Raw genomic sequence first — 12,587 nt, forward strand, 5'->3', positions numbered from 1 at the left:
ACAATTAATTTTAAATTCCATTATCGTTGTACCTTTTTAAGCTAATCAGAACTTATATCCAAATATTCTGCTAGCGCATAAGGGCAATTACGCCTAATCACCGCCTTTAGGGGCTCGCTTATCGGCGGATTTTCTTATAAACTCTACATTTATATAGGATCAAGGATTTAACTTATGATTCAGGAGGAGATTAATATGAGTAACAAACAAGGGCAAGAACTGCACCGTGGGTTAGAAGAAAGACATATTAATTTAATGTCTTTAGGAGCGGCTATTGGGGTAGGATTATTCCTTGGTTCGGCAACTGCGATTAAAATGGCAGGTCCGGGAATTATTGTTGGTTATGGTATTGCGGGAGTTATTATGTTCTTTATCATGAGAGCACTTGGAGAAATGGCCATTAATAAACCTGTTGCTGGATCTTTCAGCGCATATGCTCGTGAATATATCAGTCCATTGACTGGGTATTTAACAGGATGGAACTATTGGTTTTTATGGATTGTAACCTGTATGGCTGAAATTACAGCTGTGGGCGTTTATATGAAATATTGGTTCCCTGGAAGTGCTGGCTGGGCATGGGCGCTTGCAGCACTAGTAGTTATGACTACTGTTAACTTCCTTGCGGTAAAATTATATGGTGAATTAGAATTCTGGTTTGCACTTATTAAAATTGTAACCATCTGTGCTATGATTGTTGTCGGTTTAGGTACAATTATCTTTGGGCTTGGACATGGTGGAGTTGCCACAGGTATTAGTAATTTATGGAACCACGGTGGAATCTTTCCACATGGTATAAAAGGTGTATTAATGGCTTTGCAAATGGTCATGTTCGCTTACCTTGGTATTGAAATGATTGGGGTTACTGCTGGAGAAGTTAAAAATCCAGAAAAAACTCTTGCAAAAGCAGTTGATTCAGTATTCTACCGTATCCTTATTTTCTATGTCGGTGCATTATTTGTTATTATGTCTATCTATCCTTGGCAAGAAATCGGAACAAAAGGAAGCCCGTTTGTTTTAACATTTAGCCAAGTAGGGATCCATGGAGCTGCAGGAATTATTAACTTTGTTGTTTTAACCGCAGCACTTTCCTCTTGTAATAGTGGTATTTTTAGTACAGGACGTATGCTATTTGATTTAGCGATAAATGGTGAAGCGCCTAAAAGCTTAGGCAATGTTTCAAAATCTGGTGTACCAGGGCTTGCGATTATTGCCTCAGCAATTGTGTTATTACTTGGGGTTGCACTAAACTATTTCTTACCTGCAAAAGTATTTACTATGGTTACTAGTATTGGTACATTTACCGCCATTTGGACATGGGGAGTTATTTTGATAGCTCAGCTTCGTAACCGTAAAAATATGTCACCTGAACAAAGAAAAAATTTAAAATACAAGTTACCTTTATATCCTTTATCATCTTATATTTCTCTTGCATTCTTGGTTCTTGTCCTTGTTGTTATGGCTATCAATCCTGATCAAAGAATCGCTGTAATTGTTGGACCAATCTTTATCCTATTGTTAGTAGGTATTTATTACATTAAAGGATTTAATAAGCGTGATAAATTAAATTCTTCAAATAAAGAACAAGCTAGCTAAACTAAATTTAAAATGCTAAAGAAAAGACAGTTTTGCAAATGCAAGACTGTTTTTTCTTTATCTTTAGCTAAGCAGAATTTATAGTGGAGTGATTTTGTTGTTTTTTCACATACTAAACATGTTAAAACTAAATGGAGGTTTTTTATGTGAAGAAACTAGCAACTATTTTTGCGATTACGGTTGTATCTCTCTCCCTTTTGAATGTAAAGGTTAACGCACAAAACATTTCAAAACCACAAGTGAATTTACAGGAACAAAATACAATGTCAGTTTTGTGGTTCCAAAAGGCTGGAGAATCAAAAGCTTTATATTATCAAGGCTATAATATAGGAAAAATGAGATTGGATGATATCCTAAGCAAAAACATCAAGAAAAAAGGATTTAAACCTGCTGTAATTCTTGATATTGATGAAACGATCGTAGACAGTAGTCCACTTTATGCTTGGAATATCCATACTGGAAAAGCATCCCCGTGGGAGAAGTGGATTGAAAAGGCGAAAGCGAAGGCACTTCCTGGGGCCGTGGAATTTTTGAAGTATGCAGATTCAAAAGGTGTGGAAATTTACTACATATCTAACCGAAAAGAGGCCCAGAAGGAAGAAACCATTAGAAATTTAAAGCAAATCGGTGCTCCACAAGTAGATGCAGAGCATGTTTTATTACAACAACCGGGTGAAAGAGGAAAGGAAACTCGTCGCCAAAGTGTTGCTACAACACATAAAATTGTTCTATTATTTGGCGACAACTTAGGTGATTTCAATGGTTTTGATGATTTATCAGTATCAGGAAGAATTTTGGAAGTTGATAGAAGAAGAGATGAGTTTGGTAAAAAATTGATTATTTTTCCAAATCCGATGTATGGAAATTGGGAAGAGGCTATTTACAATTACTCTTCCAGTAAATCTGATGCTGAAAAAGAAAAATTAAGAAAAGAAAGCTTGGAAAAATTTCATCCATAAGATGACCGCTGCAGCAAAGATTGTTGCAGCGTTTTTTTTAAGTTAATCCAAATATTTTCCCTTCTATTATTTAATGTTTTTGGCACTTATTAATAGTTTATTAATATTGTTGTTGTATTATTGTTTATGCATTAAAAAATAATTAACCAGATTGAGTTGTTTACTTAATTCATCTATTTTGTTTTGCACCAGTGGTAGGTGCTCTTTTTGTTTTGAAACTTTATTTATATGTATCTACCACTAATGGAAAATGAAAACATAACAAATTACATTGATTTTTGATATGATGAAGATGTTTTTTTAAAAACCAATTTGTAAATGTTTCATCACGGGAGGTACATCCATGGATCGATTTTTGCAATTAAATACGATTTTTATCAGTATTGTTATAGAAGCAGTCCCTTTTATTGTAATAGGAGCATTCATTGCAGCACTAATTGAAGTTTTTGTCTCTGAACAAATGATCTTAAAATTCATGCCTAAAAATAGATATTTGTCTGTCGTTGCTGCAAGTTTAATGGGGATTGTTTATCCGGGATGTGAATGTGGTATTGTTCCTATTTGTGCAAGGTTGGTAAAGAAAAAATTACCGTTGCCATCGGCCATTTCTTTTATGCTTGCAGGCCCAATTGTTAATCCAATTGTTTTGTTTTCCACATTTATTGCATTCGGAAATAGTTGGACAATGGTGGGCTATCGGTTTGGGTTTGCTGTAGTTATCTCTATTTTAGTTGGATTAATCCTATCATTTGTCATAAAAGAAGATCAATTAAAGATAGATATTATTCATAACCACGAACATGTACATGACCATTCAGAGCAAAATTTGAAACAAAAATTATCCAGCTTAATAACCCATACGATTGATGAATTTATAAATGTAGGGAAATATTTAGTAATGGGATCATTGATAGCAGCTGCGATGCAAACTTATATTCCGACTTCTACACTTGTAACATTTGGTCATACAAAAGCTTTAGCTGCCTTGATGATGATGGCTTTAGCATTCGTTTTATCCGTTTGTTCAGAAGCTGATGCATTTATAGCGTCTAGTTTTCGTAATATATTCCCTCAAAGCTCTCTCACAACCTTCATGGTCTATGGACAAATGGTGGATATAAAAAACTTACTCATGATGTTTGGGGAGTTTAAACCTAAATTTGTTGTTTTACTTGTTTCTTTAATATCAACATTAGTATTTGTTGGTTCATTACTTCTGTAAAGGATGAAGTTTTATGTTACGTATAATAATTTTGCTCCTTTTTACAAATTTATTCTTCTTTTTACATTTGACAGGAAATATATCGAAATACATTAATATGAAATATTCCTTTCTTTCTTATAGCATGATTTATGTTATGTTTTTCTTAACAATTGCTGAAGCAATCAGATGGTATAATTCAGAGAAAAAAAATCAAAATGAACTAGAATGTCACGACTGTCATCATGCAAATGGACACGAACACAAAAAGAAACATCTTACATTTGGAAAAAAACTAAAAAGAATTGTTTCCTATATGATGGTTCTTCTACCCGCCCTTTCAGGTGTCCTTTTACCTGTTGCAACTCTTGATTCACAACTGGTGAATGCAAAAGGATTTCAATTTCCTTCACTCGAAGATGGGAGTGACCGATATGGTATGCATCAAATTCTAAATCCAGATATGAGCCAATTCATGGGGAAAGATTCCTTTTTAGATTTAGTTAATAAGGAATCAAAATCCTATAAAGGAAAAAATCATATCACTTTAACGGATGATGATTATTTGAAAGGGATAGAGGTTATCTATAATTATTTAGGGGACTTTGCTGGAAAAACCATCACTATGAAGGGTTTTACCTATAATGGCCCCAATTTGAATTCGAACCAAATTTTCTTATTCCGTTATGGTATGATTCATTGTATTGCAGATTCGGGTGTATTCGGTATGTTAATTCAATTTCCTACCACCGTTCATATTCCAAACGACCAGTGGTACCAGGTAACGGGTACCGTTGATACGATGTACTATCAACCATTTAAAATGAATATTCCTGTTTTAAAAGTGACCAACTACAAGACAATTGAGCAACCAAAGGAAGCTTATGTATATCGTAATAGTTTTAATTAATATAAACCCGTAGGACGCTACCCAATGTCATTAACACGGGGTTCTAAATAATGTAAATAAACAATTGTTTTTAAAGGCTTTTCGCATAAATTGTTGTTTTTGGTCCGTAACTTTGCCCGTTGATTTCCGCTCCCGTGACCTCTATCCCGCAGGAGTCGAATGCCCTCCGCTCCAATCAACTCAAGTGGATAAAGTAAAAATATCTGAAAAACACACAAAAGGAACATATATTCTCTTGTTATTTCAAAAACACTATCTTAATCGACGTAAGTACCAGTTTTTGGTATTTTGATCGGAAAAGTGGTGGTTTTTTTATGGAAAATAGTAAGTTTTTGTTGGCAGTAGAGGTGGTCCAGAATCTCTTGGATGATTTCATTTACATGTCGATTCGGGGGAGAAGTACACAAGAGAAGGTAAAAACAAGTTAGATTTTAAAACTAGGATTTTATTTATGCTTAATTTTGTAAGGAAGTCTATCAAATTGAATTGGATCATTTTTTTGAACAGTTTCGTAAGGGGGAACCGTTCATTAGTAAACAAAGATTTTCAGTAGTAAGTAGAAAAATCAAGCCAAAGGCATTTATAAAGTTAGGCCAAGCATTGGTAGAATGGTTTTTTGATTACAGCCAATGAAATGTACCATCCTTGACATAGTTTTACTACTGTATGACAAAAAGTGTACCAATGAATGATAGACTGTTTACCACTTCATACCTTCTGGATGATCAAAGATCAGAAAACCATAGTTTCTGGAATCAAAAATGTTTTACTTGTTATACAAATTTGATTGATTTTCAATAAGATTAGTCTTCCGCAAACGGGCCAGATTGTTGCATAAAAATTGTAAAGAAAATTGTAAATTGTGAGGATTTTTACTTAAACTAACGTTGCAGGTAAGTGGAAGAAGGAATAATTAATTTCTATATCGAATGCATTAAAAGTAAGAAAATGTTGTTATAACAATGGAAGATTATATAAATAGAAGGCAATTAGAATATGTAGGGGAGAATATGGAATCTAAGTTAATTATCATACGAGGAAACTCTGGGGAGTGGAAAAACAACGACTGCGAAAAGTCTTCAAAATCATTTGGGGCATGGAACGCTCTTGGTTTCTCAGGATACTGTTCGCCGTGAAATGTTGAAAGTTCACGATAGGGAAGGGAACCTTTCAATTAATTTGATTCGCCAAATCGCAGAATATGGTAAAGATAAATGTGAATTTGTTATTATGGAAGGAATCTTGTATAAAAGTCGTTATGGTGAAATGCTGAATAACTTAATCCAGTTCTTTAACCAAAAGACGTATACTTATTATTTTGATTTATCCTTTGAGGAAACAGTCATACGTCACAACTCTAGTTCGAAAAAGATGGAATTTGGAGAAGATTCTTTGCGTGCCTGGTGGAATCCAAACGATTATCTTGGCGTGGATGGAGAAATGATATTGACTAATCATATGTCACAAAACGATGTATTGAAACTGATTTTAAATCAATTGCAAGAGTAATTATTCCGATCGGTTTTAAATACTAATTTTCTGCTTCAACTATCGGGCAGGATTGTTCAACAAGAAAATAGAAAATAATGTTAAAATATTCTTAGGATATGGGAGGGATTATATGATTTTTGAAACATTAACAGGACAGCTTACGGTTGTAATAACCCTTGCTTTTGGGTCATTGTTGATTGTGCTCTCCCCCATAATAAATAAGGAAAATAAATACTTTGCTTGGTTTAGTCTGGCGATGGGCGTTATAGTTTTATTCCTTTTATTTTGGTTCACATTTGGCAACGAGGTTATTAGACATCAGATACTAAAATATGGACTTCAATAAAATTCTTATTCAAGTAACGGGGGCAATAGTTGAAGATTCAGCTGCCATTTTGGTGGTTTTTTTTCTTCTTGAACGAACGGGGCAGGTTAACTGAAAAAGTAACCAGACACTTTGTGGTTACGATGAATAAATTTCTTTTTGCGTTAACGGAGCAGTTATATAAAATAAAAAGTAAACTAATTGATTCTTTACTAATCATTTTAAATGGTGTACTCTAATTATAGAATGATCGTTCTAAAATGTTATTAAAGGAAATTGCCCATTAAGGAGAAGGAAGTAAAATGTCAAGAAATAGGGAATTTGATGAGAAAGTCGTCCTTAGAAAAGCGATGGAACTCTTCTGGAAGCAAGGATATGAAAAAACATCAATGCAAGATTTGGTTGATTATATGGGTATTCATCGCAGAAGTATATATGATACATTTGGGGATAAACGCTCACTGTTCTTAGCTTCTTTAACTTACTATGAAACGTTTGTTATCGAAACATTTACTGGAATTATCAGTAACTCTACAACAGTAAAGAAAGCTGTTCGGGATGTTTTTAATTATGTTATACAATCAGCTGAATTAGACGTCTATCCAACAGGCTGCCTATCAGTAAATGCTGCTGTAGAGCTATCCTTACTAGACCAAGATATTAAACATATAGTGACAAAAATGTTTAAAGATACTGAGGCTATGTTCGAGCAAATGCTTGAAGAAGGTCGAAAAAAAGGCGAGTTGAATGAAGAGCTAAATCCTCAAATTACTGCCCAATTTCTGCATAATAACCTTGTTGGTTTAAGGGTCATGGTTAAAACAAACTATTCAAAAGAGGAATTAGAAAGTATCCTTGATTTAATGTTGAAAGTGTTAGATTAGCTTTCTTTTTTCTTTATTAATTCTAGAACGATCGTTCTTAAAATGTTAATGTGATAAAACAAAATTAAAAATAAGGAGAATTCATATGTCAAACTTCACAATACCGACAGAATCAACATTTATAGAGGCGAATGGTACTCGTTTTGCTTACAGAAAATTTGGGGCTGAAACAGGTACACCTGTTGTTTTCTTAGTGCATTTTAGAGGGACAATGGAAAATTGGGACCCGAATATGGTTGCTCCAATCGCAAAAGAACGACCGGTCATTCTTTTTGATAATAAAGGTGTGGGGGAAACAAACGGGCAAACACCAGAAACTATTAGTGAAATGGCTCAGGATGCTGCAACATTCATTAAAGCACTGGGCTTAAATAAAGTTGATATTTTAGGATTTTCAATTGGTGGAATGGTTGCACAAGAATTAGCATTACAAGAAGGAGACCTTATTCGTCGAATTGTAATTGCTGGTTCTTCTCCAGAAGCAGGGGTCAGACCAGAACCAGTGATTTTTGAAAGAATGACACGACATGGAGGAAATGTAGATACTGCTATAGACGATTTCATGTTCTTCTTCTACAAATCAACTGAAACAAGTAAATCTGCTGGGATGGATTCTCTGCAACGAATTATGAGTCAGAAACAATTTGAAAGTTCAGATCAAGTTCAAGCTGCTCAACTAAACGCTGTTGCAAAATGGGCACAACCAAAGCCTGATCAAGACTATGACTGGTTGAAAAATATCACTCACCCAGTACTTGTGACAAATGGTAACGAAGACGTAATGGTAGAAACAAAAAACAGTTTTATTTTATCTGAGAAGTTACCAAATGCCCAACTGATTATTTATCCCGATTCTGGTCACGGACACTTATTCCAATTTCCAGAGTTATTTGCTGAGAATGTGAATTCTTTTTTAGATGCCACATCACTATATGATTTATAATAAGTAAACAAAAAAAGGAGCTTGAAAATGAGTAAATTATTTGATGAAGTACGTATTGGGAATTTCAACTTAAAGAATAGAATAGGTATGGCAGCTATGACTAGAAGTCGTGCCTTAGAAGACGGGACACCGAGTGACTTAGCGGTTGAATATTACGGTCAACGAGCATCAGTTGGTTTAATTATCAGTGAAGGTACTCAACCTTCTGACGACGGTCAAGGCTATACAAACACACCGGGTATATATACTAAAGCTCACATTGATGGTTGGAAGAAAATCACTTCAAAAGTTCATAGTGAAGGGGGTAAACTGTTTATTCAACTGATGCACGTCGGACGAGTCTCTCATCCTGACAACACACCACATCACCGTCAAGCTGTTGCACCATCAGCTATTGCACCGAATGTGGAAATCTTCACGGCAGAAGGAATGAAGGGAATTCCTACACCGAGAGAGTTAACAGAAGGAGAAATTAAAGAAGTCATTAATGAATTTCGTTTAGCAGCACGCTCAGCCATTGAAGCTGGAGCAGATGGTGTTGAAATTCATGGTGCTAACGGTTACCTTATTCAACAGTTCTTAAGCGAAAATGCAAATCACCGTCAAGATGCATATGGTGGTTCTATTGAAAACCGTTCGAGATTTGCGATTGAGGTAGCTAAAGCAGTAGTTGAAGAAATAGATGCAGAACGGACAGGTATTCGTTTTTCCCCACAAGGAACATTGAACGGGATAGAAGAAGGGGAAACAAATATTGATATGTATCGTTATTTAATTGCGGAGTTAGATAAGCTTAATCTTGCCTATCTTCATGTCATGCACTTTGGAAATGAACCATTAGTACAGGAAATTCGCGAATTATGGTCGCAAGCTCTTCTTATTAACCGACCAGGACGACCTTTAGAGCATTTAGGAGTAGACGTAGATAGTGAAGTGGCTGATGTTGTTACCGTAGGAACTTGGTTAATCTCAAACCCTGATTTGGTGGAACGTTTAAAAGTTGGCGCACCATTGAACGAACCTGACCGAAATACAATGTATGCTGGCGGTGCGGAAGGATATATCGATTATCCTTCCATGAAACAATAACTGGCATATAAACAGCAGGAACAATTAATGAAACTTTCCCATATCTATTCAAGTTTTGGGGGAGTTTCATAATGTTTGCGTTAAAAGAGAATGATGAAGTTTCAGGATATCTTGTTTTACAATAAAATCAGGAATTCACTAGTAATTAATGTAGAGAGGCAGGCGTTTTGCCGTGAGAGCATTTGTAATAGAAGGATATAAAAAAGATCCTACTTTTATTGAACGACCAATGCCCAAAATAAGAGATAATGAGGTTTTAGTGGAAGTACATGCAGCGAGTATAAACCCCCTTGATACAAAAATACGTAAGGGCGAATTAAAACTTTTGTTGCAATACGACATGCCTTTAACGTTAGGTAACGATTTTAGTGGATCCATTATCGAAGTTGGTAAAGGGGTAACCAAATTTAATGTGGGTGATGAAGTTTACGGTCGTCCTCGTTCAGAAAAGATGGGTACATTTACAGAATATCTATCTGTTCATGAAGCAGATATTGCTTTAAAACCTAAAAACCTTAGTTTTGAAGAATCAGCTTCTATACCTTTAGTTGGATTAACTTCATACCAAGCTCTTCATGATATATTGAGTGTGAAAAACGGTCAAAAAGTTCTCATTCATGCTGGCTCAGGCGGCGTAGGAACTTTTGCTATACAACTAGCAAAAGAAATGGGAGTGTATGTTGCAACGACTTCTAGCGAAGGAATTGAATTAACCAAATCACTTGGAGCAGATAAAATCATTAATTATAAATCTGTGAATTTCGAAGACGTCATAAAAGATTATGACGCAGTAATTGATAGTGTTGGAGGTGAAACATTAGAGAAGTCATTTTTGACAGTAAAAAAAGGGGGTAAAATTGTTTCTATCGCTGGAACTCCGAATGGTAGTTTCGCAAAAGAAATGGGACTTGGTCTAATTAAGAAAACAATTCTCTCATTAGTCAGTTCAAAAATAACTGGATTGGAAAAAAAGTATGATATAAAATACACCTTTCTTTTTATGAAACATAGTGGGCAACAGTTAGAAATTTTATCAGAACTTTTAGAAGCAGGAACAGTGAAACCAACAATTGACCGAGTGTTTCCTTTTGAAGAAGCTAAACATGCGTTAGCGTATACAGAGACAGGTAAAGCTAAAGGGAAAGTAATACTTAAATTAAGGTGATACTGATGTAGCTTTATAAAAAAGTCTGATTAAAAATACTCGTCAATCATTGATTTATCGCTACAGTAATAATACGTTTTTTGAAAAAAGATTGATAAAAATAAGCTTTTTCACCCATGCAAATACACATGATTTCATAAAAAAGTTTGATAAAAACAATAGCTAAACCCTTATAAATCAAGGGTTTAGCCCAAAATATTGTGACGTTTTTATCAAACTTTGTTTTAAATAATCAATCTTCTTTATAAATTATCAAACTTTATTTTAAATCAACAACTGAGTGTCTGAATGAGCACTAGCACAACAAAAAAGATACCTTACTAATACAAATATTTTTCAACTCCCATGAAAATTAAAAAAGTTCAAAATAGAGAAAAAAAGTATAACAAAATTGACCCAGTAAAAATGCTTTTTTAAAAAAGGCTGAGCCTTCTGAGTGGTCATTATTGAGTTGATAGACAATACCTTCCTTCTATAAAAAGTATAAAATTGGCTGACGCAACGACCAAAATAAGGATTAATCTCACATGAGTGCTACCCATATAGGGCGCGACAGTCGGTGGTACACCGTGATCGTTGGAGTCAGACTAACGGATGGGCTCTATGGTACCATAGTGTATCGACCTTCTTCGTCAGCCGTAGAAACAGTATAGACAGGGGTATCCATTTTCATTCTCTGTGGTGAAACGCTGATTTTTGCGCTTCATGGATGGCTAACGGGGGGCGTTAGTTCAACAAGAATTGATTTTACAGTCTTCCACAATCAGGCGCTTTTCTAAAACATGATTTACATTCTTAATTTTTCTATAGCCAGTTTATTTGGAAACAAGGAGGAACAATAAGATTATGCGAATTGAACAGTTGCAAAGGAAAAGGACGGTAGAGGAAGTATCCGTCCTTTTCTTTTGCCTTGTCATTTTATCGGTGTTCCCGGAGCATAGTAGTCTGGAGGCAATTTAAGCCATCCCCGCCTTTTCACAAGTTCTTTTAGGGTTGCTCCAAACGTCATATATTCCTGTAAATATTCAAGCCATATTAAGGTAACATCATTGCGTATAGATTGAATAATTGCATTTGAACAATAGGAAATTAATATAACAATTTTAATATTAAGGCTATTTGCAAGTTCATCATCCGACAACTTGACACCTAAAGGAACATCTCTTGGATTTGACTGCGGCTTGGACTCACTTAAGGGTGGTAAGGGAACACCTTCTGATAACATAAAAGCAATCATTCGTTCTTTCTGTGATTTGAACATCTTAACGCCTTCATGGAGAGCTTTTTTTAATTCGGGATCCGTTGTGCTGTTAATCCCTGCTTCGGAATGAACTTGTTCATCCGCTAATTCAGAAAGATAGGACCAGCAGGACATGACCTCCCCAATATGCAGGGGTGATTTGGGTTCATCATCAACAAAAGATTGGATAACATTATTAACAGCTTGTATGACATCTGGCATACTTCTCACCTCACTTTTCTGTTTAGGTCAAACCTGGAGGATAATACGGCGGTGGAACCTTGAGCCATTCTCGTTTTTGCATCAATGATTTAAATGTTATTAAAAAAGTTATGTGTTCTTGCATAAATTCAGCCCACATCAGACTTACATCTGTGCGAAGGGATTGGGAAGCAGCTTGTGAACAGTTTGTAATCGCCATTGATATTTTTTTCATAAGGCTGTTTGCAAGCTCGTTATCCGTCAATTTAACCCCTAATGGAACACTATTCGGGTCAGAAATTGGTTTCGATTCACTAAGAGGGGGTAATGGAACTCCCTCTGAACGCATAAATGCTGAAATCCGCTCTTTCTCCGACCTTAAAATGTTGACTGCTTCTTGAAGGGCCTTTCTTAATTCAAGGTCAGTTGTACTGTTAATCCCTGCTTCGGTCTGTACTTGTGTCTCACCGACTAATGCTAAGAATATCCAGCATCCCATAGCCTCGCCAATGTGAAGAGGCACTTTGTTATCATCTTTAATAAAAGACTGAACTACACTTTTCAAGGCTTGTAAAAGATCAGGCAC

The 12,587-nt window shown here is 35.3% G+C and carries 12 protein-coding genes and 1 pseudogene; 11 read left to right on the forward strand and 2 right to left on the reverse strand.

The annotated features are described in order from the left end of the window. Nucleotides 1-195: 195 nt before the first annotated feature. From RCG20_RS15710 to RCG20_RS15760, 11 genes and pseudogenes are all read left to right on the forward strand, one after another. Entirely contained in the window at nt 196-1,593 is a 1,398-nt protein-coding gene (locus RCG20_RS15710) for an amino acid permease (protein ID WP_308181046.1), read from the forward strand. Between the two features lie 131 nt (nt 1,594-1,724). Continuing rightward, nucleotides 1,725-2,552: a 5'-nucleotidase, lipoprotein e(P4) family gene (locus RCG20_RS15715; RefSeq protein ID WP_374120482.1), complete on the forward strand. Its 828-nt coding sequence runs from the start codon at nt 1,725-1,727 to the stop codon at nt 2,550-2,552. Nucleotides 2,553-2,895: 343 nt separating this feature from the next. After that, entirely contained in the window at nt 2,896-3,774 is an 879-nt protein-coding gene (locus tag RCG20_RS15720; protein WP_308181048.1) for a permease, read from the forward strand. 13 nt (nt 3,775-3,787) lie between these two features. Further along, entirely contained in the window at nt 3,788-4,663 is an 876-nt protein-coding gene (locus RCG20_RS15725; RefSeq protein WP_308181049.1) for a TIGR03943 family putative permease subunit, read from the forward strand. Between the two features lie 1,010 nt (nt 4,664-5,673). Continuing rightward, nucleotides 5,674-6,172 (forward strand): annotated as a pseudogene (locus tag RCG20_RS15730) (kinase). A 112-nt stretch (nt 6,173-6,284) separates the two neighbouring features. Further along, the gene (locus tag RCG20_RS15735) at nt 6,285-6,500 is read left to right on the forward strand and encodes a hypothetical protein (protein ID WP_308181050.1); all 216 of its coding nucleotides are present in this window, start codon (nt 6,285-6,287) and stop codon (nt 6,498-6,500) included. Between the two features lie 29 nt (nt 6,501-6,529). After that, nucleotides 6,530-6,718: a hypothetical protein gene (locus tag RCG20_RS15740; RefSeq protein ID WP_308181051.1), complete on the forward strand. Its 189-nt coding sequence runs from the start codon at nt 6,530-6,532 to the stop codon at nt 6,716-6,718. Nucleotides 6,719-6,781: 63 nt separating this feature from the next. Further along, the gene (locus tag RCG20_RS15745) at nt 6,782-7,363 is read left to right on the forward strand and encodes a TetR/AcrR family transcriptional regulator (protein ID WP_308181052.1); all 582 of its coding nucleotides are present in this window, start codon (nt 6,782-6,784) and stop codon (nt 7,361-7,363) included. Nucleotides 7,364-7,448: 85 nt separating this feature from the next. Then, nucleotides 7,449-8,306 carry an alpha/beta fold hydrolase gene (locus RCG20_RS15750; protein WP_308181053.1) on the forward strand — a complete coding sequence of 286 codons (858 nt, stop codon included), beginning with the start codon at nt 7,449-7,451 and terminating at the stop codon, nt 8,304-8,306. A gap of 27 nt (nt 8,307-8,333) precedes the next feature. Beyond that, entirely contained in the window at nt 8,334-9,395 is a 1,062-nt protein-coding gene (locus tag RCG20_RS15755; protein WP_308181054.1) for an alkene reductase, read from the forward strand. A 172-nt stretch (nt 9,396-9,567) separates the two neighbouring features. After that, nucleotides 9,568-10,560 (forward strand): NADP-dependent oxidoreductase, encoded by a 993-nt coding sequence (locus tag RCG20_RS15760; protein WP_308181055.1) that lies wholly within the window; start codon nt 9,568-9,570, stop codon nt 10,558-10,560. 913 nt (nt 10,561-11,473) lie between these two features. On the opposite strand, the gene RCG20_RS15765 is transcribed toward RCG20_RS15760, so the two are convergent. Beyond that, a complete protein-coding gene (locus RCG20_RS15765; RefSeq protein ID WP_308181057.1) occupies nt 11,474-12,022 on the reverse strand; it encodes a DUF3231 family protein in 549 nt (182 codons plus the stop codon). A gap of 22 nt (nt 12,023-12,044) precedes the next feature. Continuing rightward, entirely contained in the window at nt 12,045-12,587 is a 543-nt protein-coding gene (locus RCG20_RS15770; RefSeq protein ID WP_308181058.1) for a DUF3231 family protein, read from the reverse strand.

Origin of the sequence: Neobacillus sp. PS3-40 (assembly GCF_030915485.1) — a bacterium.
In the GTDB taxonomy this organism is placed as follows: domain Bacteria; phylum Bacillota; class Bacilli; order Bacillales; family Cytobacillaceae; genus JAUZPL01.

Coding starts and splice junctions, on each gene's coding strand:
- RCG20_RS15710 (WP_308181046.1), top strand. CDS start 196: ATGAGTAACAAACAAGGGCAAGAACTGCACCGTGGGTTAGAAGAAAGA.
- RCG20_RS15715 (WP_374120482.1), top strand. CDS start 1,725: ATGGAGGTTTTTTATGTGAAGAAACTAGCAACTATTTTTGCGATTACG.
- RCG20_RS15720 (WP_308181048.1), top strand. CDS start 2,896: ATGGATCGATTTTTGCAATTAAATACGATTTTTATCAGTATTGTTATA.
- RCG20_RS15725 (WP_308181049.1), top strand. CDS start 3,788: ATGTTACGTATAATAATTTTGCTCCTTTTTACAAATTTATTCTTCTTT.
- RCG20_RS15735 (WP_308181050.1), top strand. CDS start 6,285: ATGATTTTTGAAACATTAACAGGACAGCTTACGGTTGTAATAACCCTT.
- RCG20_RS15745 (WP_308181052.1), top strand. CDS start 6,782: ATGTCAAGAAATAGGGAATTTGATGAGAAAGTCGTCCTTAGAAAAGCG.
- RCG20_RS15750 (WP_308181053.1), top strand. CDS start 7,449: ATGTCAAACTTCACAATACCGACAGAATCAACATTTATAGAGGCGAAT.
- RCG20_RS15755 (WP_308181054.1), top strand. CDS start 8,334: ATGAGTAAATTATTTGATGAAGTACGTATTGGGAATTTCAACTTAAAG.
- RCG20_RS15765 (WP_308181057.1), bottom strand. CDS start 12,022: ATGCCAGATGTCATACAAGCTGTTAATAATGTTATCCAATCTTTTGTT.